Origin of the sequence: Mycetohabitans endofungorum (assembly GCF_037477895.1) — a bacterium.
Taxonomy (GTDB): Bacteria; Pseudomonadota; Gammaproteobacteria; order Burkholderiales; family Burkholderiaceae; genus Mycetohabitans.
On sequence record NZ_CP132745.1, the window covers coordinates 695,866 to 719,576 of the forward strand.

A 23,711-nucleotide genomic window follows, 5' to 3' on the forward strand; every position below is an offset into this window, starting at 1 on the left:
CGATCTTGACGGATGCCGCACGGTGAATTCTCTTACCTATCTTCTAAACTGGGCGCGGGCACATCGAGTCCCGTCAAGCGGCAACGACGGCGGGCCGGCGCGCCGGCCGCCCGCGCATGGCCAACGCGCCGTCATACTGGTGTCGGGCGCTTGCGCGCTAGGGCTGGCGGCTTGTGCGGCGCCCGATGTGCCGCCGTCGAACAGCACACTGCCCGCTTCGCTCCAAGCCAAGCCAGTCGAAGTACTGCAGGAAGTATTCCGCGTACACGGGAATGAAACGTATGTGTGCCAACGCAACGGTAACCAACTGAGTTGGCATGCCACCGGAACGCTGGCGACACTGGTTGATGCGTCGCGCCACAGCGCCGGAGTTATATCACCAGGCGGATATTTCATAGCAACCGACGGCAGCTACGTCGTGACAAGGTTGCTTGCGCAGGAAATAATCAGTGCGTCGACGCTGCCGTGGCAACGGTTGACCGCCGTCCATTCCTCCGCGGAACCCGGAGAAGCCGGCAGGTTCGCCAACATCACGTCGATACAGCGCGTGCAAACGTCTGGAGGACTGCCTCCCGATCCCGTCTGCTCGGTTGAACGCACGGCGCTTTATGTACCGTACTCGGCTACTTATCTGTTTTATCGGCGCGGGCAGCCCGTCACGCCGGGTGATGGCACGACCGATGTCTCCCAGCAGGCAGTGGAGGCGAATTGCAAGTCTGAGATGCCTGCGTGTGGGGTGAAATAGTTTGCCGCTGAGGCACGCTTGCGTTTGTCTCGACCATGACGAACGGCCGGTTGGCTTTGCCGTTCGGATGCATAGTACGTATGCATATTCATGTCACTGTCGCGCTGTGCGTGATGGCGATGTGATGGCGGTGCTGATCGCCGCACACCAGCGGCAGAATCAATGCCGACTGTGAATTTGTCGCTGGCCGGCTCTTTTTTCACCGCGGTCCGTGCACCAACTCCCGCATATAGTCTGACAGCCCTGCCAGCACGAGTTGACCGCGGACTTGCTCGACAAAGATGCCGACGAATAGCGCGAGGATCAGGACGGTCAATGCGCCTTTGACGGGTTGGCTCAGTTGCATGACTTCTAGCTTCTGCGCCGATTTGGCGACGAAACCAAAAGCCAAATCGACCAGCAGAAGAATGAACATGATCGGAGCAGCCAGTTTTGCCGTCATTTGCATCAACGTATCCGTTTGATGCAATACGAAGCTCTTGAGGATATTCTCGGCAATCGGTGTACGAGACGTGATCGGCCACCAGTTGTATGAGTCGTATAGCACGCCGAGCAGGATAGGCATGCCGCCAAGGGTCCAGAATGCCACGGTGGCGATCTGTGTCAGCAATGTACCAGTAGGTGTATTCTGTTCGGAGCGGGCCGGATTAGTAATCTGGATATTGTTGTAGCCGGTCAAATCGTCAATGTACGTCCCGGCACTTTCCGCAACCCAGAATACGATCGACGCCGAAAAGCCGAGTGCAAGTCCGATGACGGCCTCACGTGCGAAGATTTCAACAAATCTTAGGCTCGACATTGATTCAAAGAAAGCCACGGGCTGGCCGTAAGCGATGAATGAACTGAACAATAGCACAACGCCATTGCGCGCAACGCCTTGCAGAACGCTGTCGGCGGTCGGTGGAAACATAAAGAATAAAATAAAGGCGCGTTCTGAGCATAATGTCAGCATTGCCAAATAGCCGTGTATCGCGTCGTGATACTCGCCATAGATCTCCAATAGTTTGTTCATCTCCGCCCCGTTCCTAATCGTATATGGTTTCTGGCTCGTGCCAACGCCGCTTCCTCAGTTTCCTCGTCAGCGATGTCGCTCGCAAGTTCATCAAGTTTGCGGCGCAACACGCCAATGCGACGCTCGCATACATCGATCCGACCACGGTTGCTCGCGATGGCCTGTGCAGTACGGGAGATTTCATCGGTCTTTTCCCGATATTGCTGTTCGAGCGCAGCCAACTCACGTTGCAGCACTCGGATACGATCCGTCACAAGATCCATATATCGCATCGAAGCCTGCATTTCAGCGATTGAAAAGCAACTGCTGCCGGTCATCATTTGGGCAATGCGCTCTTCATGGGCGCGCACTACGTCCCGCTCCCGCTCGATCTGGGTGCCTTTGTCTTCACAGCTATGGAGCAACGTCGCTTGTTCGTCGCGCTGCCGAGCGAGCATTTCGCGCAATTCGTCTTCTATGCGCTTTCGGCGAGCCACCGCCCGGCGCAATGCAGTGATTCGGCGATCTGAGCCTCGCATGACGCTCTCGCTAGTTGCTTACCAGATCAAACAAGCGGGACTGTGTATCGTCGGGGTCCGCCCGCTCGTCGGTGCGCTGGCTCAGGAAATCGCGGATTGCGTCAATCTTGGCGATCGCCTCGTCGGCAAGCGGATTCCCCCCGGGCTGGTATTCACCGATCTGCAGCAGCATCTCAACTTCTCGGTGCTTTGCGAGCATTTCGCGCACGCGCGCGGCGGCGTCCACATACTCTCGGGGCATCACCTGCGACATCACGCGAGACAAGCTTCCGAGCACGTCGATCGCCGGATACTGGTTCCTCGCTGCAATCTCGCGCGACAGGATCATATGGCCATCCAGGATGCCCCGGACTTCTTCCGCTATCGGGTCACTACCGCTCTCGTCCTCGGCCAATACCGTATATAGCGCCGTAATCGAGCCGGTCGCGCCCATGCCGGCACGCTCCAGCAGCCGCGGCAGCTCAGCAAAAATAGAGGGCGGAAAACCGCGTCGCGCCGGTGGCTCGCCCGCTGCCAGTCCAATCTCGCGTTGCGCACGGGCAAACCGCGTCAGCGAATCCATCATCAACAACACGCGTTGACCGCGATCGCGAAAATATTCGGCAATTGCAGTGGCGACATATGCCGCCTTCGCGCGCTCGATCGAGGACCGATCCGATGTTGCACAGACGACCACCGATCGTGCCATGCCCTCCTTGCCGAGAATCAACTCGACGAATTCCCGCACCTCGCGGCCCCGTTCGCCGATCAGCGCAATGACTGTAACGTCGCATTGCGCACCGCGCGCGAACATACCGAGCAGCGTGCTCTTGCCGACGCCAGCGGGTGCGAAAATGCCCATGCGTTGGCCCTCCGCGAGCGTCATCATGCTATCCACGACACGCACGCCCGTGGCCATCGGGTACTCGATCATACGACGACTCATCGGATCGGGAGGATCCGCAAAGATCGGGCGCTCCTCGTCTGCGTCGATGGAGCCCAACCCGTCGATCGGCTGGCCCAGGCTGTCAATCACACGGCCAAGCAACACATCGCCGACGGGAACCGACAGCGGACGTCCAAGCCCGATCACCCGGGTCGAGCGTGATATGTTCTCCAACCGCGAAAACGGCGACAATAATGCTACGTCGCGCGTAAAACCAATTACCTCGGCATGCTGCAGCAAGCTGCCGTCCGCCGCGCGCAACTCGCATAGCTCGCCCAGTGTCACATCTAAGCCGCCGACCTTCACAAGCGTGCCGATGACCTCCAGCACCTTACCGTTGCGCGCGATCGCCTGGGTCGACAGAATGGCCTTCTCGATTGCATCGGTCAGGCGATGCGCATCAAGCTCAAGCGCTTTCTCATATTCGGCGTCACCGGTACGGCCGACGTTGTGTGCACGGTTCATGGCGCGCGCTCCGACTCCCCACGAGTGAATCGGCCCCATTCGTCCGACACGACGTCCGCATCGTCGTCCAACTCGCCTTCGTCCTCATCGACATCCGCGACGTATTCCTCAACATCCGTAGCATCCTCGCCGATATCCGCGGTGTCTTCCTCCTCTGCATCCGCGGCGTCCTCGCCGACATTCATGGCATCCTCTTCGTCATCCGTATCATCAACAAGATAGCCATCCAAAATCTCTTCGTCACCTGCCCCTTCATCATACACATCGTCGCCCAGTTGATCTTCATCGCCGTCGGCGGACAGGCGGACGTCTGGTTGCGCGACACGGTCCGTCCCCTTTCCGGTTTCTTCCATCTCGACCAACGAACGTTTCAGGGTTTTTGTGATTGCGGTACGCATGGCCCGCAATTGAGTAGCAAGGCTCGCATCTATCGAACCAAAGTCTGATTCGCAAATGCAGCTTCCGGCGGGCAATTGCCGGTCCGCAACGACAGTGAGTGGAAACGGGCGCCCCATTTCCCGCCACCGCGCTGCCAAGCGCTCAAACGCAACACAAGCCTTGTCGTGATCCACCTCGCTGACAACCACCCGCACATATGCTGCGCCTTCGACGATTCGGTCGACAACCTCCAATGCACGCTCGAACAGTGCGTCGCTATGCTGAACCTGTACGATCTGTTCGACACCGACAGTCACTATCTGCGCCAATCGTTCACGCATGCGGACCTGCATTCGACGCTCGCCGTCGGCCAGTTCCGCCAGCCGCTCCATCCACTCGGACAGCGCGCGCTGCTCCCCTTCCTGATATCCGCGCTTTGCCGCTGTCTCATACTCCCGCTTGGCATCATCGAGTATCTGTTGGGCAGCCTCGTGCGCTGCGTCGATCAATGAAGCAGCCTCTTTCTCTGCACGCTCGATTGCCGCGCGCCGATCCGCTTCCAGCTGAGCATAGGCCTGCTCAATAGTCATCAGTGCGCCAAACTCTTGCGCCGGAATGATGTCGCTGCCGGCGCCAACGCGAGCAACGAGTGTCTCAGGCAAGCAATACGGCGACCTCAGCCAAATAGCCATTTCCACTCCGGTAGCCACGCGCTCAAATGAGTTATCATATTGCGCGTTCCTTGCTTGTCCAGTCCGCCCACGCGCCCATTGAACCATCGCGACGGACCAGCATCACGTGGCAACGCAAGCCGCAAAAGCGTACGGCGTGTGGTCATGGCCGCAGCACCCTCTTCATCCCGGATAACCAGGAAGTAGCCTTCCTGCGCCAATGTCTGCGCGTCTATTTCATCCAATGGCAGCATTGTTCCACCCAATTCAAACGTCGAAATGTCGGGCGCGCCAGAAGATGCCTGTACAATCGAGTCGAGAGGAACACCCGTCCAGTCAACCAAGCGCATGCGGCTTCCCTTATCAATCAGGTGACGGATCTGCGCACTACGGAACAACAGCGCGCGCACTCTGAGCATGCGCAAGCCCTGCTCGGGCGGAAGCGCATCCAACATCGCCGCGCCTGGCGCAAGGAATGAGGTCATGCTAGGCATCGGCACGCCGCTGGCACGACATAGAATGAAGGAAGCTTTGTCCAGCTGCGTACGCGGCCCGCTAGACAACGCGGCTCGTAACGTTTCGGCTGCGCGGACATCGATGCTCAGTGCCCCGGCGAGCCACGATGGGTGCGCCCAGCAAATCGCGTCGCGTACGTTACGGTCGTATGCTTGAAGCGCTGCAGCGGCACGGTCGAAAGGCGACATCGCGACCATCCCGCTTACGGAGCCGACGCCGCACCATCCTGCTTCGTTCGCCCGCGCAATAGCCCGGCTATGCGGTCAAACAGCTTACGGCCATCGCTCGCGTCATTGCGAAACAGCCACCAAGCTGTCGGCAGCAGTATCAAAAGCAGTATCGCCACCACGACGGGCAATATATAGGACTGCTTCTTTGGCATACGCGATAGATCCAGTGGATCCGCCGGGACCGCGGTAACGCTGACCGCCTCATAGGTCAGACCCTCGACACTGTGTACCACCAGCGTCTTAATCTGTGGCACCAATGCCGCCACATCGGAATCCGGCCGGTACTTGATGAATACCGATGCAGACGAGGGCTTGGTCTGCAAGGCAAGTGGATCGTTATTGGGTAATACGATTTGCACCCGCGCGACTACAACACCATCGATTTTGGACAACGTGTTGGATAATTCCTGCGACAGTCCGTATATGAACCGCACGCGCTCCTCAGTCGGCGTGGAAACTAACCCATCTCGTTTAAACAGGCTTCCGAGGTCGTCATACTTGGCATGCGGCAATCCACGTGCACGCAACACCTCCATCGCACGCACAATCTCTGCTTCTTCTACGCTCAACGACCACGTTTTTCCGTTATCTGGCGTGCTCTTGGATGCGTCTACGCCGCGCTCCAGCAGAGCGACCATCATTTCGTTGACGTCCTGTTCGGACAGGTTATTATACAGCTCCTTATGGCAACCCCATAACGAGACACACACCAGCAGAGCCAGCACCATCCGGCTGATTCGGATGATAATAGTTTGTTGTCCCGTCGACATGTGCTATTGATTCTTCAGCAATGTTTCGATAGAACCTTTTGTCGAAGTTGCGAACGACATCGCAACGGTGGTCTCTACATTAAGACTCGCCATCCTGGTCATCACCAAGTTTGATGCCGCTGCCGTCTCACCAGGAGATAAGCTTCCCATATTATGCTGTAATGCATCGACGTCATTTAGCACCTGCTCCATCTGTACATCGTGTGTGCCGACGATCTTGCTTAGCGCCGACATATCACCACTCGGCTCGGTGGTAGGTGCTGCGACGTCGGCTTGCTGCATCAACGCCTGAAATCGACTGACCGCCTCCGGTGAAAGCATCGCCTTGTCAGCGTCCTGAGCCCGGCCCAGAATGGTCTCCATACCTGCCATTTGAAGCGGCTGAGTCATGTCACTGCTCCATATCGGATCAAACACTACAGTCGAAGAAAGTTGGCCTGCGGGGTAAACGCAGTACCAGCATCGGTCAGTTCGCTTTTGTCCGGCGCCGTCCCTTGCTGCTCAATCTCCCGCATTTGTTCTGCGCAAGACTCGGGTAGCACAAAGTTACCTGTCCTGCGATACGCATCCATGGCCATACGCAAATCAGCACGGGCGCGCATGGCGCGCACAAGCTTGCGGCTGTCTTCGCCCGCGTCCGATTCATCAATTTCGTCGGCAAGCACCTGCCATGCGGAATCGCCTCTATAAAACAACGCGAGTGCAAGTAATGCCTTTGCATACAAGAAGCCAGGGCGCTCGTGCAGTACCGCTTCCAGCGCCTGTACTGCGTCATCCCATCGTCCCCGAGAGAGCCATAACATGCCTTCCAGCGTTTCGAACTCCGGAGCGTTAGGGCGCACGACCCGCAACGCGTCAATAACCATTTCCGCATCCTCAGTATCGCCAGATGCAGCCTGAAAATTTACCTGCAGAAAAAGCGACACGACCTCGATCAGTCCGCCGACGATAAGCTTGTCGGCCTTCATGTACTGCTGTGACGAAATGCTCATGGTGTAAGGCTCCAGACAAATCCCATCGCAGGCTCCTTCTATTTTTGTACGACGACGCCAACTCGCCTCATACGCGATGCCGATGCGACAACATTAGCGTAACGGCCGCCACAATCAATTAGCGGCCGCGAAGCACACGTCGTCCATGCGAAGCATGCCGGCTGCTTCGCATAGTCAAGTTCCCGCTTCGCCTTCTTACACCAGGTTCAGCGAGATGTTGTTAGTGTGGGCCCTCGCCCAACGGCCTGCCCCCGGTCCGGGACCGGATCGACGGAGAGTGCATCATGAGCGACGAGAAAACCGAAGAACCGACCGAAAAGCGACTACGTGACGCTCGACGCGACGGTCAAGTAGCAAAAAGCACTGACTTGGCCGACGCTGCGGTTATGTGCGCATCCATCGCCGTATTAGTGGCTGCCGCCAGCATGTTCACCGACGCCTTTCGTGCGCTGATCCATACGACGTTGGACTTCGTTACAACGGACCGCAGCAATACGATGCTGGTCGCATCAGCATTCAAGCTCGGTCGCCAATCGTTGACCATCATCGTGCCATGCGTGGCCGCGGCGGCGCTCTGCGCGTTCGCAGCACTGTTCGCACAAGTGGGCTTCCAAATCAGCACGAAACCCGTAACTCCGAATCCCACGGCGGTCAACCCTGCAAGCGGAATTAAACGGATCTTCTCGCTTCGTACTGTGGTCGATATGGCCAAGTCACTGCTCAAGGCGGCGCTGGTCGCCTGCGTCATGTGGTACACGATTCGCGGGCTGATACCGCTCATCGCCACCTCGCTGTACCAGCCACTTCCCGAACTATCGAGACTGTTCTGGACGGTTCTGCTCAAGCTATTCTCCGCCGCCGCGCTGGTCTTCATTGTGATTGCGGCGCTCGACTTCAAGCTGCAAAAATTTCTTTTCACGCGGCAAATGCGCATGAGCAAGGATGAAATCAAGCGGGAGTACAAGCAGCAGGAAGGCGATCCCCAACTCAAAGGCGAACGCAAGCGCATCGCGCGGGAGTGGGCACAGGAAGCACCACCGAGGCTGCGCGTCGGCCTTGCAAACGCACTCATCGTCAATCCAACTCATTATGCTGTAGCAATTCGCTATGCACCCGAAGAGTGTCCACTGCCCGTCGTAATCGCAAAGGGTCACGATGAGAGCGCGGCCGAGTTAAGACGGTACGCCGCGCAGGCGCGCGTGCCGATCATCGGCAATCCGCCAGTCGCCCGCGCGCTGCACCGCGTGAAGATTGACGAGCCTATTCCAGAAGCACTGTTCGAAGCAGTTGCAGCCATTCTGCGTTGGGTCGACTCCCTTGGCCCAAGGCAAACGGACTCTGGCGGCGCTGCCACTTCGACCCACTGAGTTCCAGCCCCATACTGTCATGTCGAAAGCACTGAAGCTGCCTGCCGCCGGCGAAATCGGCGTCGCCCTCGTCGTGGTGGCAATCATCTCGCTGATGATCCTGCCGCTTCCGACTCTTTTGATCGATGTACTGCTGGCATGCAACATCGCGATCAGCGTCACATTGTTGATGATCACCATGTACGTACCAGACATCGTAGCGCTATCGGTGTTCCCGTCATTGCTGTTGTTCACGACACTATATCGCTTGTCGTTGAATATCGCATCGACAAAATCCATACTGTTGCATGCCGACGCGGGACATATTATCGAGGCTTTCGGGCAATTGGTCGTCGGAGGCAACTTGGTGGTCGGCCTGGTTGTCTTTGTCATCATCACCACGGTTCAATTCATCGTCATCGCCAAGGGGTCGGAGCGGGTAGCGGAGGTCGGCGCCCGGTTCACGCTGGACGCGCTGCCCGGAAAGCAGATGAGCATCGATGCCGATCTTCGAGCCAATCTGCTCACCGCTGACGAAGCACGCCGCAAACGTGCAACGCTGGCCATCGAAAGCCAGCTTCATGGTGGCATGGATGGCGCCATGAAGTTCGTCAAGGGCGACGCGATAGCCGGGTTGATCATCACCGGAATCAATATCATCGCCGGCATCGCCGTGGGCGTCGCATACCATGGCATGAGTGCCGGGGAAGCAGCCAATCGGTTTTCGGTCTTGTCGGTTGGCGACGCGATGGTCTCGCAGATTCCGTCGTTGCTTCTATCAGTCGCTGCCGGCGTCATGATCACCCGGGTAGCCGACGAACGCGACGCGCATCCTCAGTCGCTTGGCAGCGAGATGGGTCGGCAACTCAGTTCAAGCACGCGAGCGCTTTTTTTTGCAGCGATTTTGTTGCTCGGCTTCGCCGCCGTCCCGGGCTTTCCCGCCCCGCTGTTCCTACTGCTCTCCGCCATGCTGGCATTTTGCGGTTACAAGCTGAACCATAAGCGCCCCCTTTCGGGCGAACATCATAGCGAGCCGGTCACTTCGATGCAGCGCGCAGGTAGCAAGGGGGAAGCAAGCGGCATCCTGCCACGTGCGCCACAGTTCACGCCTGCAGTGGGCGTCAGAATCGCACCCGATTTGATGCCACGCCTGTCCGCTGCCGCGCTGGACCAGTCATTTGCGTCAGAGCGCAACCAACTCCAGGAGGAGTTGGGCCTGCCTTTTCCGGGTATCACGATGTGGGTAGGCGAGAATATCCGTGCGTCACACTTTGAGATCCTGATACACGACGTGCCATACGTGACAATCGAACTACCGCCCGGCAAGTTCATGTTACCACCAGGCAATGGCGATCTCGACGCCAATCAGGCCGATGCAGTGCTGGCTGCATTGCGCGCCCGTGCCGAACCTAGGGCCGGGCTAGACGGTGGCGCAGGCCCCACTTGGTGGGTGGATGATAAAGCGGTTCCTCCAAAGGTCCAGGTATGGCGCGCCGAGCACGTCATTGCTCACGGTGCGATTGCGTTGCTGCGACGTCACGCATCACTGTTCCTGGGCATCCAGGAAGTTCAATGGATTCTCGAGCAGCAGGGTAACGAATATCCCGGGCTGGTTGCTGAAGTGCAGAAAGCTGTACCGCCTCAGCGTATCGCCGAGGTATTGCGGCGCCTGCTGGAAGAGCAAGTACCTATCCGCAACATGAGGACGATCCTAGAAAGCATGCTTGCATGGGGAACGAAAGAAAAGGACATGCTGATGCTCACCGAGTATGTGCGGGGAGACCTTGCGCGGTTCCTCGCCCATCGTGCTGCCGCAGGTGCGGGCGTGCTCCAGGCGGTGTTGCTCGACCTGCCCGTTGAGCAACACATTCGTCAAGCGATCAAGCAGACACCCACCGGTAACTATCTGGCGCTAGCCCCCGACGAGGTGACCTTTCTGGTAGACAAGATCCAATCGTTGGCGGGTACTGACGAGCGTGACGGCGTAGCGCTGGTCACGTCGATGGACATCCGACGCTATGTTCGGCGCATGGTAGAGAATCGCATCAGCTGGCTGCCAGTCTATTCCTATCAGGAACTTGGCGAGCACGTCGAGCTGAAACCGCTCGGGCGGGTAACGGCATAGGGTTGCGCGCCATGACATCCATTCGACACCGGCCGGTACGAATCATCGCTCGCGACAGTGAACACGCCGCTCCCGTGTACGGTCGCCGTGCGCGGCCCGACTATGCGTCGCTCGCGCGCCGCGGCAGGTCGGCCGACACGCATGAAGACACCTTGCCGGTTTTACATCATGGCATAGCCAGTACAAAACTCGCGCTGACCTATCCATCCGGTCAAGACGCCGACACGAGCGACGATGATTCGCAATCCTCGGAAGACGGCACAGCAGACGCATCGTCCATGGTGGACAAACGGCTACGCAAAGCGCTACAGCCTGTCGTAGCGAAAATCCTTCGAACCCAAGATAAGGTGATGGACCTGGTTTGCAAACTCACGCAGGAAATCGCTGCTTTCTGCGGTGACCGCTCGATTAACGAGACCGGGACCTGGGACGCGCAGTTGCCGCTCGATGCCAGCCTGCTGCGAAACACGACACTCAATTTGACGCTTTCGTATTCGACACTATCACTTCGCTTCGACACAGACGACGACGATATCAAGCAACTACTCTTGACTCATACACCAATGCTCGAACGCGAACTCGACGCATTGATGCGAGCATGGGACGTGCCGCGCCAGATCCAGCTCACGGTCTGGTGACCGACTTTGGTCACCGGGGCCGTCACCGCCGGACCTTCACATAATATGACCGCCATAGTGGATGATTGATCCGACCGTCGACTTGCTGACCAGTGACGTTGGCGACACGCGCTGGCTCCCCCGGCCACTACAGCCCGCCATCGCTCGCGCTGCGCGCTTGTTTTGCGACAATCGCCTACCCGACACGCTCGAGAGGCTGTGCGGCATCGAGCAATGGACCGCGACGCTGGAACCTTCATCCGCACCGGCGATGGACCTCGTCGGCGCAGCCCGGTGGATCGAACCGGCATGGTTGGAATTTGCGCATCCGTCCGGACGGCTGGGAATCAGCTTCGACCTGGCACAATACCCGGCCCTGGGGCCTGTTACCGGCGCGGACGATGTGTCGGACTCGGACCGGTCGCATGGCGATCCGGCTTTGCAGTTGGCAATCGCCCATATACTGGTCCAACCGGTACTAGCTGCGCTGGCAGCCGTCGGCCTCAAGGAGCTTCGCCTGGCTGGCCTATACCGGGTTCCCCAACGCGGTGGCTTGCCGATTCGACCGTCTGTCGACATACCGATTATGCGGATGACGTTTGTCCATCACGGCCGCACCCACGCGGTAATCGTCGTACCGGATGCTCCGCTCTTGCAGTTGATGCAGCACTGCTTGGACCAGCACGCTACGACCGCCGCTCAGCGCCCGTCGCACAGCGGTCACCCGCTCGCCGAAGTCCGCGTGCCAGGCAGGCTGATCATCGGATACAAGACCTTGACAGTGTCCACGCTGGACAGACTTGCTCCTGGCGACGTCATCCTGCGCGCGGTATCAGCAGATGTCGAGCCGCTGATAGCCGGCCACCACGCTCCAGTCCATACGACCGTCGCGTGGGGTACGCCCGGGCTCGTCCGCCTCCACGCACAAGCCGAAATAGGCGGCCAGACGCTTTCTATTTTGAAGGACCCGTACATGACCGAACATGTCGATAAGTCGCTCGCCAACGACACACTTACCGCCGAAGCGCGCGACGAGGCTGCCTGCGTCGATCAACTCGAGCTGCCGATTCAATTGGAGATCGACACCATCGCACTGCCGTTGCACGAAATCTGCGCATTGCGCGCCGGTTACGTCCTTGAGCTGCCCAATCCGGTGGACGCTGTCCAAATCAAACTTGTCACCCATGGGCGCACGATAGGCTACGCGGAACTCGTCAGCGTCGGTGATCATCTCGGCATCCGAATCCTCCGAATGGTGCAAGGCAATGCTCCAGCCCAGTGAACTGACGAGCTTGATGCTGATTGTTCTTGCAATCAGCATCGTCCCCCTCGTCGCCGTCGTCATCACGTCATATACGAAGATTGTCGTGGTACTCAGCCTGCTGCGCAACGCACTTGGCGCACAGCAAGTTCCACCGAACATGGTACTCAACGGTATTGCGATCCTTGTTTCGCTCTACGTCATGGCCCCCATCGGCATGGCTGCAGCAAAGCAACTGGAAAACCAGCCGAATGCCGGCACCCCCTCCCAGTCGGTCGTGCAAGTATTCGGTGCGGCGCAGGAGCCATTCCGTGCATTCCTGAAACAACACGCCAACGAGAGGGAAAAGCGCTTTTTCATGCGTACGGCGACTGTCATCTGGCCCAAGGAGGTGGCCGACAGCCTCCGTGAGGACGATTTTATCGTACTGGCTCCGGCATTCACCTTGTCCGAGTTGACCGACGCTTTTAAGATCGGGTTTCTTCTCTATATTACCTTTGTGGTCATCGACCTGATCATCGCCAATGTGCTGCTCGCGATGGGACTCAACCAGGTCATGCCGACCAACGTTGCAATACCCTTCAAGCTACTGCTGTTCGTCGTGATGGATGGCTGGTCAACGCTGATCCACGGATTGATTCTGACATATCGCTAGGCGCCGCCATGGACATCAATACACTGATCCGGCTAACGATGCACGGCATGCTGTTATGCATGTACGTGTCCCTACCGATCGTCATCGTCGCCGCGGCGGTGGGGTTGGCTGTGTCTTTCCTGCAAGCGATCACATCCATGCAGGACCAGGCGTTGTCCCACGGAGTGAAGCTCATCGCTGTAACGATTGCGATCGTTGTCGGAGCGCCCGTTTCCGCCGCCACAGTACTCCAGTTTGCTAACGAAGTGTTTCAGGTCGCCATACCACAATGACAAGCATCCGCAAGTCAGCTCCTCCAGATCATGCAGGCGGTCTGACCGGATCATCCGTCCATCAGCGCGTCCGTACACCTGCGCGACGGCCCCGCAAGGCGGTCTTGCATCGAGGATCCATTGTGTTCGCCCATTCCGATACCGCGCAGACCAACGCGCAGCAAGTAAGACGGGCAGCCGCCCGAGCACGCTTGCTGGCATCGATACGTTCGTCGGCGCGCCTGACTCGCCGCCGGGCGCGCAGCAGGACAAGCCTGCTGGAAAACGAGGAGGATGGGTCAGAAGATCGCGCAGCGGATACGCCGGCACACATCACGGGTATTGGACAGCGTGACGGATCAGACGGTGGCAGTGGCCATGGAAGGGGACAGCGTGACCAAGAAGAGCAGGACGTCGACGCCCAAAGCAAAGTTCCCGGCTTTCGGCACAACAGGACTACTCGACGTGTCGGCATACCGGGGCTCGACGCAGGTCCACTGCACGAGTTGACCCGATCGGGTAAGACGATCGCCAGCAATGATGTGATGCGCGTATTAATCGCGAAACTACGGGACCTGGTTGACCAGTCGCAGAAAAACCCACACACAAGCATCGATGCCGATATTTATCATTTGATGAGCGAGTGTCTGGACCTGCAAGCCCGCCTGCCGCCGGAACCGCTGCCACTACAGCATGTGATCGAAATGTTGGTCAATACCCGACAGAAACCCGCTTCATCTAGCCCACAGAGCTACGCCGGCGAGTTGAATCGCGGACAGCGGCTCAATCCCATGATGCCGCTGATCGCGTTCAATGCACTGCGGCCGAGAACACCGAGCCAACTTAAACGTGCGAAGTGTTACCAAGAACTGCGAATTGCTTCGACGATCGCCCTACACGTCGACACCTTGGCATAGCGCCGGCTTTCACCACTAGCCGATGTGAGCTTCGCGTAATCCACATCCGGTTCGCGTTGCGCATTGCTTTTCTAATCCGCCGCGTTAGAGTAGTTGCAAGCCAATATCGCGCCCAAAGGCGAATGTACGTCGACCCATCGGAAATTGACGATCATGAAGCTGTTACGTATTCTCACCGGTATCCACGCAGGAGCCCAGCTGAAGCTGGTGCCCGGCGCATATCGGCTGGCAGCAGACGATGACGCCGACATCCGATTGTCCGACTGGACTGGTGCGGAGCTTGTCTTGACGGTCGACTCGCAAGACACAGTACATGCACGACGCGGCGCAGCACCGGCAAACGGCGATAATGTCAACGCGCATCACGCCGTAACCCGCGACGAACCTATTGAGCAACATGCAAAAACGCTGGGACAGGCGCTAGACCAACGCACGACCACACTCTCGTCAGAAGTCACCCAGCAGGACGAGGAGTTGATTCTGCTGCTGGACTTCGTGCCGATGCAATTCGACGATACCGTCATCTGCGTTGGCCCGGCAGATTCCCTATGGCCGTCGGACGTCGAACTACTATCGACGTTGCTGGTTAAACCGGACCAAGAAAAACGCGAAGCGAAACGTGCCCGCCATCGCAAAATCGCAGGCATCACGCTTGCCTGTACGGCGATCGGCATGATCATTGGGCTCAGTGCGCTATTAATGTCGGCGCAGGACAGCCGAGCTGCCCGCAGGCATGACATCAACGATCTTGCACAGCACATCAATCATTTGCTCGCGGAGCAGAAGTTGACGGAGTTACGTGCACAGGTATCCGGATCTGTTATTCGGGTCACAGGGATGGTTCAGACACCCGCGGAAGATGCCAATACACGCGAGCTTCTGCAACGTGCCGCAGCCGGCATCGCACTACGGCAGTATGACGTGGCCGAGGTCGATGCACGCAGCATTGCTGAATCGCTCGGTACACCAGGCGTCCAAATCACCTACGCAGGAAACGGTGTATTTGACGTGACGGCGAAGGTCGCTGACCCCCAACAATTCCGGGAGTCACTCGAGCGGGTAAGGCACGATTTGAACGGAAATGTTAGAACGCTGCGCACTCACATCACGACCATTGACAAGGATTTGCTGCCCTCGACGTACTCGGAAATGATCGCCTCCGACGCGATCCAGTATGCCCAGGCCCCTGACGGCACGAAGCACATATACATTGCGCAGCAGCCGAATGACCAGTCCGAAACCCCGGAAAGTGGCGGCATCCGTCCGGATAACGTTCCTGTCCCATTAGGCCAGGATGCAACCGGCACGGCGATTCAAGCCACTGCGTCGCAGCGACCTCAAGTCGGTAAATAGAGCAGGAGAATATCCATGTACGAAGCACTGGAAGCATGCGCAGCAGATTTCAATGATCTGCCCAAAATCCTCACCGATGCGTCCAAGGTCGAAACGATCCGCTCGGCACTTGATGCCACCGCGCGCCGGATTGCCGAGGATACAGGTGAAACCGAAGTAGATCGCGATAGCTTGGCTAAACTTTATCGCGGTCTTCTCGCGGCGAGCCGGATCGTCGCGCAGCTGCACGAGAAGCGAAGCACCGGCTGACTCATTGTCGCTTCTCTATCCGACTATTGATCAAATGGAGTGATATATGAACATCCCTAGTGGAATCAACCACGGCACTAACATTGCCAGCACAGCAGAGTCGCTGGCCCATTTTGGCACGAGTGCCGCCGCGGGCAAGACGACCCAAACGGCTGCCAATGCTGAGATGCGAGAGTACGCCAACATGATCACTGAGAGTCAGTTGAATTCTATGGCATGCCAATTCCAGGAGAATTTGTCGCAAGCCGTCAAGGAGGTCGGCAGCAAACAGATATAATATAATTGGTCAGTGCGCATTTGATGCGCACTGGTCTACTGTCTCCCAATGTACCTCAAATGAATGGTCCCCAATGAACGGCGAACGGTACGGGGAACTAGTTCGCGAACTGTGCGATGTCGTCGGGCTCGCCGATCCAGAATACGTGCTGGAAACGCGGACCATAGAAGTCCAAGGCTACGACGTACGCCTCGAATACTTCGACAACGACCTAGACGCAATCTACCTAAACTTCCATTTCGGCACAGTAACCGCAGGCCGCACGCTGAACGTATTCCGGTTGATGCTCGAAGCCAACTTGCTGATCTACGCGCAAGATCAGGCTCAAATGGGTCTGGACACCGATACCGGCGGCATCATCCTCATCATTAGAATACCGATGGATCCCGACCTGGACGGCGAGACCCTAGCCGACCTGTTGTCCCATTACGCTGAGCACGGTCATTACTGGCGGCGTAACATCATCGAATCGACGGACGAGATGTTCGAAGGCATCGTGGCAGGCGATTTCACGTGGCTGCGTGCGTAAGCTGCGCCTATCCGAGCATGCCATCTATTTTGATATAACAGTACGATACGCAATTACAACATACTGTTGCCTGCGCGTAGTTCGTCACTATCACTGTTCAATTTCCGTCCATAGGCTCACTTCACTGCGCTCGCGTGGACCGTCGACACACCTATAGGGAAAGCCTGCATCGATGTCAACTCAACCCGCGATGGTGGCTATCGCATTCGGGCGATACCAACTGATCCTCGATCCGGCACAACTGAACGTAGACGGCAAACCGGTCACGATCGGCTCCCGATCGCTCACGATCCTTCGAATACTACTGGAGGCCAACGGCCGCACAGTCAGCACCGGTGAATTGCGCGAGAAGGTATGGCACAACGCGGACATCAGCGTCAACTCGATCCAGTCGAAGGTTGCCACACTGCGGCGCGCGCTCGGCAGCGATGAGCACTTGGTCGCGACGGTCCGAGGCCAGGGATACCGGTTCACCGGCGAGCAACGTTCCGTAACGCTTGCGCCCGAAGCACCGTCTGGCGACGGCGCCGTCACGGCGATGGGAAGCGCAAGCACCGCTCAGGCACCGCCTCATCCTCGCGTCGAATCGGCACAGGCCGAGCCGTTTTCCGAAGAGGCGGCCGGCGCGCCGCAAACCCGGACAACCTTGATGCTGCCGCACGGTACGACACCGTTTGTCGGGCGCCATGCCGAAATATCAGAGTTGTTGGCAGTGGTTCCAACGGCCCGCGTCGTCGCACTAACCGGCCCAGCGGGCATAGGCAAGACACGCGTCGCGTTGGAGCTAGTCCGCCGTCTGGGCGCGTTGTATCCACACGGCGCCGCCCTTGTGCACTGCGCGCCGCAGCAGCACGTCGATGCATTTGCCCGAGCATGTATTCGAGCATCGCACATCGAAGCGTACCGCGGCGACGCGCCGGGCCCATACTTGCGCGAATGGCTCAAGCCGCGCCGTATGATGCTGTTGATCCATGACGTAAACGGACTACCTGTCGAAACGACTCGGTACATCAATAGACTGATCGACGCAGCGCCAGGAGCGTGCGTGATCGTAACAGCCACGGATGCGCCGGGCATACGCGCCGAACACGTCGTGCGCATATCGCCGTTACAGACGCCCTCCCCTTCTTGTGGCGCTTCATCGTTGATCCCGCAATGCGACGCGCTTCAATTACTGTTCGCCCGTTTGCACATCCTGACGAGCCCGCGCGGCGCCACGCAACAAAGACGCCCGCCGACAGCTGCCGGTTCGATGTGGTACGCCAACGCAAGCCCGGAGGCCATCGCGATGGCGGCGCGGGTCGCGGCACTGGCCGAGGGCATGCCGCTCGCATTGGAATTGGCCGCGTTTGTACTCGCGCAGCGGATTCGTGTCGGGGAGTCGCTCGAGACAGCGCTGGCGACGCTGGCCGACACGATGCGTCCGGCCGCCGGCAACATCAATACCGGCCACGCAAGCATGGCAGCGCCCGGCGCGGCGGCGTTCCTGCCGCTTATCCGGCAGTGCATGGCCCAATTGGGCTCATTAGAGCACGTCATATTACGCAGCCTAGCCACTTTCGAGCACGCCGTGACATACGATGAAGTGCTGTATCGATTAAGGGGGATACCACAGCTGGCGTCAATGCCGGACAACGCGGTACTCGATGCATCGCTGTCGAGGTTGATCGATTCACGCTTGATACGGGACATCGGCATTGCCGGCCAAGCGATGCTGAAAGTCAATGAGTGGCTCGCCGCCAACGCCGATGCGCCGTTCTGGCGCATCGATGAAAACACCACCGGAAACCCGTGGCACACTTCGTTCGATGCGCCATCGGAGCGCTAAACGTGACGATATGACACACCGGAGTGCAATAGTGAAGCCGTTGACATTTTCAGCCAGCGCCGACCATGCCCGCCAATGTGATCGTTTCGCCCTCCTCAGGCGTCGTGTACACTGCGTCCCCGGCGGTTGAGCACGCCGGCCCGAAATCCAATCGCAAAAAATCGCTCGGATCCACCGCTCCCAAGCCTGCTGCCACGTCACGACGCACGGCTGCCCTGCACGAGCTGCGTTCTAAAATCGGCGCTCCTCTTCGCGGAAAGCAGCCCCGTCCGTCGGTGGGAGCCGCCATACCGGCCCGTGCGATCGGAGTCACGCCAGCAGATTACGACACGCCCGGCTACAGCATCGACACGATAGGCGTGCTAGGTGTCGACGAACCGCGCCTCTGGACGCGCGCGCAGTTGCTGAACCATCTTGTCGAAGCCAACTATCCAGGCCCGAACCTGGCAACAGCCGAACTGGCGCACCAGCTCCATACAGGATTGGATGACGGCACAGGCAAGGTAAGCGCCGCGCGCGCCCAGCTGGTCTTGTTTGCGATGCATGAAGCGGGTCTACGCGACAGCACGACAGCCACGATGGTGCTGCGGCAGCTGCGCGCGTTGAACTTCGATCAGCCGTTCCACGACGCATCCGCCGCAGTGGGCGGCGCCCATTTGCCCGATCAGCGGCAAGCGTGGCGCGCGTCATGGGAAACAGCTCGCGTGCTCGCGCGTACGGAATACGGCTTTGAGACGCTGCTCAAGCTGCGCGCAGAGAAGTGCGCGCAGCTGTCCCGCAGCGCGAATCGGGACATGCTCCACGTGCTGTTAGATACGGCCGAGTGGATCGAGAACCACGTACGCTTAGCTCAGCAGCGCGACGGTCACGCGACGTCGGTGCACGCCGCGCTCGATTTTGACGACCCATCGCCATCGGGAACCGCCAAGCGTCAGCAGTGGCTTCAAAGTCACTTGGCAATGAACGGGCAGGACGCCAAAGCCACGCTACTGGCCAGCCAGGTCTTTGCCATCGCCAAGAAATACTTCGATCAAACCGAACACCCGCACAGCACGAGTGGTTCCACGCCAGAGGACCGCTTCGCCTCGTTCATTAGAACACTCGCGCCCAGCGAAAAAGAGGCATTATTTGACTGGCAACAGCGCTTCCATGAAAGCGGCCGGGGAACGGACAAGGCGAAGGCATCGGGCCGGTTGAATAATGTTAGAAAGGTCGTAACTTCGATTATAGGAAAAGTCGTGCCTGCCAAGGTTGCCGCACTTTTCAATCAGCGACCAGGCTTGCACGAAACCGATAAAGCGAAGGCATCGCACCGTTTGAACAAGTTTGTGTCGGAAGTCGCGCTCAGGGACCGCGAACATTGTGGCTCCCACCTTATACAGCGGATCCGCGGAGCCATGAAAGCCCCGATGATCGCAACCCGCATCCCGTCAGGCGCCAGCAGAGCCGCCGAGAAGTCTAGCGCTGCTGACATGCAGGCCTCGGCGCCAGACGACGCGTCAGCGGCTTCGATTGCAGAGGCTTCCGAGCTGACCCGTGCGGCATCGACCGCGACTCAGTCGGTCACGACTGCTGTTGCTGACGCAACCGATAGCGGCTGGGATGCACTAAAACACATCGTGCCGTCACTGCGTCCCGGCATGGCGGTCGAATTCAGTGACGGAGGCGAGCTCGCCGTCACGACAGAACGGGTATCAGCGTCGGTAACAGCGGCGGTAAGCCAAGCCGCCCAAGCGAGCCCGGTACCCTTACCCGTGGTGGTCCCAAGCATCAACGCCAAGCGCTCACGCAAACGCAAGGCCACGGTGCAAATGGGGTGTACCGAGCAGCACGCCTGGCTTTTTATCGGCACGGCCCATGCGACGGGCGACGGCGCGGGCGTCGGTGTACTGGTCGGCGCCTCGTTACCAGGCAGCCTTGCCGGTGGCACCGTCGGTGTGCAATTCTACGATTCGGAGCACGCGCGCCCCCGCGGCATCCTCGTTCAAGTGGCCCGTCAACTAAAGGAGGACGGTTCCGGCTACGACGACGAAGCCATGCAAGCTAGCATGAATCACATCCTCGACACTATGAAGAGCCTATCACCCGCCGGCGCCGCAGCCGAATCACGCGGCACCAGCGAGCAATGCTGGAACACACTGGCGCAATCGCTGGTCGGCGCGCGCGATGTGTCCGTCGGATGGATCGAAGGCACCGTGGACGAAAAACGTCATGGCGCGTCGATGGGACCCCTCGTCAGCACCGGCGTTCCCATCGGGCTTCCGGCACCGCTCAGTACGTCCGTCAGCGCTTCCGTCCCGGTGTCTGGCAAGCACGTGAACAGCATATCGACGTCTCGCAGCGACTCCGGCCGCATGTCAACCGAAAAGCGGCACACGGAGCGCAGCATCGAAGTCAAGATAGAGGCCAAGGTCGGCGCTTCCATTTCAGCCACCACCTCGAGCAGCCCGAAGAGCGGTGTCAGCACCGGCCCAACCTCCAAACGCTTATGGGACAAACAAATCTACCAGGTGAAGGTGTCGCTTTCGCGCAAGTTGCAAACCCACCACGGCAAAATCGACCCGCGCGCCTGCTTTCTGGATGTCGATTTCCCGGACGCAACCGCATATGAATATGCGACGCGCCAGCTGCTTGACCACGATGGCGACCATGACGATACCGGAATCAAGGCGGTTGGCACGTATCTCGAACAGAAACGGGCTCAATCTACCGAGCCGCTAGCGAACCAGGTGGCCAGCGCGGTAAAAAACGTGCTGGAGCTGGGCAACGGGACGAGGCAAATGCACAGCCATATCCATCGCTATGCGCTGACGGACCCGGCTGCGGAACAGATCAACCTGTTGCAGGCGCACTTCGAGCAACATTACCTGCGTCCTTGGGAGGCCGGCTCGCGAGAACGCGTGTCCGCGAAAGACCTCGCTAAAATGAAACAGGTCATCGAGGCCAAACGCGAGCAGATCCTGGCCGATCCCACTTCGTGGAGATTGGCTTCCCTGATCACGAAAGAACGTAGCGAGGCCCATGAGTCTGCTCCGATCCTGTCCCCGTGGGCAAGAGGCCTGGCGACGGCGCTGCTACTTGTGGATGCCAACGTGGGCGCGGCTCGGGTCGACGAGAACGAAGTGGTTCACCACCGCTTTGCAACCGATGTCAATATCAAGCCGTTGGTCGACGTCTCGATGTCCGGGATCACGTTCGACCGGCTGCGTCGCGATGGATCCCATACCTTCATGGGCAAGCCGCGCGCGGCCGCCAAGGGGACAAGGCGTGGTAAAGGCAGCAATGAGGCTAGTTCGCGAATTTAATCGACAAGCGCGACACCGATGCTGCGCGTTCGTGCCCGATCGCGCAGCATCGCGCGCGATGCGTTCAGTGGCTGAGTTCGTGCAACAGTGCCACGATGTCGTGCGCCCATTCGATCCAGGTTTCTTCGGCACGGATGCCGTACCGCAGCACCGCGTGTTGCAGGCGTTGCTTCGTCGAGAGGACGGGGGCGGAGAAATCCCGCTGCTCGATGTTCCGGTAGGTGTCGAGGCGGGCCTGCCACTGCTCGAGCAGTCGTGCCAGCTCCTCCCCCAGCCCGTCTGGGCCAACCACAGCGGCCGCACGAAGCTTGACTAGGAACGCTTGCCGGCAGTTCCGGTCGCTGTCGTCCAAAGGCTCGCGGATCCACCGCACGAGTTCTGCCCTACCGGTCGGCAGTACCTGATAGCACTTCTTGCGCCTTGCCGGATCGTTCACGTCATCGACGGACGCCACCCATCCGACGGTCGCCATGCGGGCAAGTTCGCGATAGATCTGCTGGTGCGTGGCGTGCCAGAAATAGCCGATCGAGCGATCGAAGCGGCGCGCCAGGTCGTAACCCGAGGTTGGCTTTTCGAGCAGCGACGTAAGGAGGGCGTGCTGGATGGACATGAGCGGCATTCTATCCGCTTAGCAACATTAGCGACGCCGCATTTGATGATATTGACGCTGTGCTGGGCTGTCCCTAGCGCGCCACCTCGCTTAACCGGTCGTGGCTTCGCATCGGTTGTCGCCTCAAAACGACAACCGCCGCCGATGCGCAGCGCCGTTACGGCTAGTACGCAATCCTGGTGACGCCTTTCCGATGCGGACCTGGCGTGACACCGGCCCCGGCGCGTCTCTCGAACTGTTGCAGCGGATCCCGTTAGCCCCCACCAGGCACGCGCGATGAGCACAACGGCACGGACCATGTGTCATTTACGTCAGGGGGTCATCCGGCGCGGGCAAGGATACGCTGCTGAGCTATGCGCGCGCATCGGTACCCGGGTAATCTTCGCACACCGCTCTATCACACGGCCGGTCGCGGATGGCGAGAACCACATCGCACTGACACGCGGCATTCCTCACACGGATGGCGCATGGCCTGTTCTCGTTACACTGGCAAAACCACGCACTGCACTACAGGATCGGCATCGAGATTGACGGCTGGCTGGCACGGGACCTGCCGGCGGTGATCAATGGCCACGGGTGCGAAGTAAGCACCGGATAACCGCCGCGCCGGAGCGCGATAAAAAGCGTGCCGCCCCGGCGCGCCGCCAGTCTGATACCATTTGGGCTTGAACCGTGGTTCCACTTCGCCGCGTTCCGTATCCATCAACCTCCAGTGGTCATGCACCTGGCATCGATCACTACGCACGCTCAGCACAACGCATGGCGTCAGAATCCGGCCTGTCGCAAAACGACATCCTCAATTCAGCGCGCAAAGAACGCAAGCGCGTCCAGATCTACTTGGTCAATGGCATCCGTATCGTCGGCCATGTTGAATCATTCGATCAATACGTCGTGATGCTTCGTACCCCTGGCGGCATGCAGGTCATCTATAAGAAAGCGATTTCGACGGTCCAGCACGACACGCCCGACAGCCGTGCCGCCCGACCCTCAACATCGGGCCGCGGCGCCGGACCCGTCCGCGGGGGGCCGACGTCCCGCCTGTCGGTCCTCCCGCGCGCGGGTGCGTCAGCAGGCACCGCTTCCCGACCGGTGGTGGTCACCCGAAAGCGCCGCGTCACGATTCCGAATAACAATACCGACGAGTAAGACTGCCACCGCGCTTATCG

25 protein-coding genes are annotated in these 23,711 nt (G+C 59.0%); 15 read left to right on the top strand and 10 right to left on the bottom strand.

What is annotated here, in order from left to right; all coding sequences use genetic code 11:
- Window positions 1-22 precede the first annotated feature (22 nt).
- On the top strand, window positions 23-745 hold the full coding sequence (locus RA167_RS15100) for a DUF3455 domain-containing protein (RefSeq protein ID WP_076788444.1): 723 nt from the start codon (window positions 23-25) through the stop codon (window positions 743-745).
- 199 nt (window positions 746-944) lie between these two features.
- On the opposite strand, the gene sctT is transcribed toward RA167_RS15100, so the two are convergent.
- The 8 genes from sctT to RA167_RS15140 form a co-directional block, all read right to left on the bottom strand.
- The gene (gene sctT, locus RA167_RS15105; RefSeq protein WP_076788445.1) at window positions 945-1,757 is read right to left on the bottom strand and encodes a type III secretion system export apparatus subunit SctT; all 813 of its coding nucleotides are present in this window, start codon (window positions 1,755-1,757) and stop codon (window positions 945-947) included.
- Window positions 1,754-2,203, bottom strand: coding sequence for a type III secretion protein SctO (locus tag RA167_RS15110; RefSeq protein WP_237574413.1), 450 nt, complete (start codon window positions 2,201-2,203; stop codon window positions 1,754-1,756). The genes sctT and RA167_RS15110 overlap by 4 nt, the downstream gene beginning before the upstream one ends.
- 82 nt (window positions 2,204-2,285) lie before the next feature.
- Window positions 2,286-3,665, bottom strand: coding sequence for a type III secretion system ATPase SctN (sctN, locus tag RA167_RS15115; RefSeq protein WP_076788448.1), 1,380 nt, complete (start codon window positions 3,663-3,665; stop codon window positions 2,286-2,288).
- Window positions 3,662-4,735 (bottom strand): type III secretion system stator protein SctL, encoded by a 1,074-nt coding sequence (gene sctL / locus RA167_RS15120; protein ID WP_076788449.1) that lies wholly within the window; start codon window positions 4,733-4,735, stop codon window positions 3,662-3,664. Before sctL ends, sctN begins: the two co-directional genes overlap by 4 nt.
- On the bottom strand, window positions 4,720-5,427 hold the full coding sequence (locus RA167_RS15125; RefSeq protein ID WP_076788450.1) for a type III secretion protein HrpB4: 708 nt from the start codon (window positions 5,425-5,427) through the stop codon (window positions 4,720-4,722). Before RA167_RS15125 ends, sctL begins: the two co-directional genes overlap by 16 nt.
- A 5-nt stretch (window positions 5,428-5,432) precedes the next feature.
- The gene (sctJ, locus tag RA167_RS15130; RefSeq protein ID WP_076788451.1) at window positions 5,433-6,230 is read right to left on the bottom strand and encodes a type III secretion system inner membrane ring lipoprotein SctJ; all 798 of its coding nucleotides are present in this window, start codon (window positions 6,228-6,230) and stop codon (window positions 5,433-5,435) included.
- Between the two features lie 3 nt (window positions 6,231-6,233).
- Window positions 6,234-6,620 carry a type III secretion protein SctI gene (locus RA167_RS15135; RefSeq protein WP_237574414.1) on the bottom strand — a complete coding sequence of 129 codons (387 nt, stop codon included), beginning with the start codon at window positions 6,618-6,620 and terminating at the stop codon, window positions 6,234-6,236.
- Window positions 6,621-6,646: 26 nt separating this feature from the next.
- A complete protein-coding gene (locus RA167_RS15140) occupies window positions 6,647-7,198 on the bottom strand; it encodes an HrpB1 family type III secretion system apparatus protein (RefSeq protein ID WP_235090609.1) in 552 nt (183 codons plus the stop codon).
- 308 nt (window positions 7,199-7,506) lie between these two features.
- On the opposite strand from RA167_RS15140, the gene sctU reads away from it, so the two are divergent.
- The 12 genes from sctU (at window position 7,507) to RA167_RS15200 (ending at window position 18,630) form a co-directional block, all read left to right on the top strand.
- The gene (gene sctU / locus RA167_RS15145) at window positions 7,507-8,589 is read left to right on the top strand and encodes a type III secretion system export apparatus subunit SctU (protein ID WP_076788456.1); all 1,083 of its coding nucleotides are present in this window, start codon (window positions 7,507-7,509) and stop codon (window positions 8,587-8,589) included.
- A gap of 19 nt (window positions 8,590-8,608) precedes the next feature.
- Complete coding sequence (sctV, locus tag RA167_RS15150) at window positions 8,609-10,693, top strand: type III secretion system export apparatus subunit SctV (protein WP_076788458.1); 2,085 nt, start codon at window positions 8,609-8,611, stop codon at window positions 10,691-10,693.
- A gap of 11 nt (window positions 10,694-10,704) precedes the next feature.
- The gene (gene sctP, locus RA167_RS15155) at window positions 10,705-11,331 is read left to right on the top strand and encodes a type III secretion system protein SctP (protein WP_076788710.1); all 627 of its coding nucleotides are present in this window, start codon (window positions 10,705-10,707) and stop codon (window positions 11,329-11,331) included.
- 61 nt (window positions 11,332-11,392) lie between these two features.
- Window positions 11,393-12,592 carry a type III secretion system cytoplasmic ring protein SctQ gene (gene sctQ / locus RA167_RS15160; protein ID WP_076788459.1) on the top strand — a complete coding sequence of 400 codons (1,200 nt, stop codon included), beginning with the start codon at window positions 11,393-11,395 and terminating at the stop codon, window positions 12,590-12,592.
- Window positions 12,576-13,226: a type III secretion system export apparatus subunit SctR gene (gene sctR / locus RA167_RS15165; protein WP_076788461.1), complete on the top strand. Its 651-nt coding sequence runs from the start codon at window positions 12,576-12,578 to the stop codon at window positions 13,224-13,226. Before sctQ ends, sctR begins: the two co-directional genes overlap by 17 nt.
- Before the next feature lie 8 nt (window positions 13,227-13,234).
- Window positions 13,235-13,498, top strand: a complete 264-nt coding sequence (gene sctS, locus RA167_RS15170; protein WP_076788462.1) for a type III secretion system export apparatus subunit SctS — start codon at window positions 13,235-13,237, stop codon at window positions 13,496-13,498.
- A gap of 122 nt (window positions 13,499-13,620) precedes the next feature.
- Window positions 13,621-14,394 carry a hypothetical protein gene (locus RA167_RS15175; RefSeq protein ID WP_237574415.1) on the top strand — a complete coding sequence of 258 codons (774 nt, stop codon included), beginning with the start codon at window positions 13,621-13,623 and terminating at the stop codon, window positions 14,392-14,394.
- Between the two features lie 153 nt (window positions 14,395-14,547).
- Complete coding sequence (locus RA167_RS15180; RefSeq protein WP_076788712.1) at window positions 14,548-15,747, top strand: type III secretion protein SctD; 1,200 nt, start codon at window positions 14,548-14,550, stop codon at window positions 15,745-15,747.
- 15 nt (window positions 15,748-15,762) lie between these two features.
- Complete coding sequence (locus RA167_RS15185) at window positions 15,763-15,996, top strand: type III secretion protein (RefSeq protein ID WP_076788465.1); 234 nt, start codon at window positions 15,763-15,765, stop codon at window positions 15,994-15,996.
- A 46-nt stretch (window positions 15,997-16,042) separates the two neighbouring features.
- Window positions 16,043-16,273: a type III secretion pilus protein SctF gene (locus RA167_RS15190; RefSeq protein WP_076788466.1), complete on the top strand. Its 231-nt coding sequence runs from the start codon at window positions 16,043-16,045 to the stop codon at window positions 16,271-16,273.
- 73 nt (window positions 16,274-16,346) lie between these two features.
- Window positions 16,347-16,802 carry a CesT family type III secretion system chaperone gene (locus RA167_RS15195; RefSeq protein WP_076788468.1) on the top strand — a complete coding sequence of 152 codons (456 nt, stop codon included), beginning with the start codon at window positions 16,347-16,349 and terminating at the stop codon, window positions 16,800-16,802.
- A 172-nt stretch (window positions 16,803-16,974) separates the two neighbouring features.
- Entirely contained in the window at window positions 16,975-18,630 is a 1,656-nt protein-coding gene (locus RA167_RS15200; RefSeq protein ID WP_083706143.1) for a winged helix-turn-helix domain-containing protein, read from the top strand.
- A gap of 362 nt (window positions 18,631-18,992) precedes the next feature.
- Here the strand turns inward: RA167_RS15200 and RA167_RS15205 are convergent, their stop codons facing one another.
- Complete coding sequence (locus tag RA167_RS15205; protein WP_175972491.1) at window positions 18,993-19,175, bottom strand: hypothetical protein; 183 nt, start codon at window positions 19,173-19,175, stop codon at window positions 18,993-18,995.
- Window positions 19,176-19,424: 249 nt separating this feature from the next.
- Here RA167_RS15205 and RA167_RS15210 point away from each other — a divergent pair, with 249 nt between their 5' ends.
- Window positions 19,425-21,935, top strand: a complete 2,511-nt coding sequence (locus RA167_RS15210) for a hypothetical protein (protein WP_175972492.1) — start codon at window positions 19,425-19,427, stop codon at window positions 21,933-21,935.
- A 64-nt stretch (window positions 21,936-21,999) separates the two neighbouring features.
- Here the strand turns inward: RA167_RS15210 and RA167_RS15215 are convergent, their stop codons facing one another.
- Complete coding sequence (locus RA167_RS15215) at window positions 22,000-22,545, bottom strand: PadR family transcriptional regulator (RefSeq protein ID WP_076788713.1); 546 nt, start codon at window positions 22,543-22,545, stop codon at window positions 22,000-22,002.
- Between the two features lie 759 nt (window positions 22,546-23,304).
- Between RA167_RS15215 and hfq the strand changes: the two genes are divergently transcribed.
- A complete protein-coding gene (hfq, locus tag RA167_RS15220) occupies window positions 23,305-23,691 on the top strand; it encodes an RNA chaperone Hfq (protein WP_076788472.1) in 387 nt (128 codons plus the stop codon).
- Window positions 23,692-23,711 lie beyond the last annotated feature (20 nt).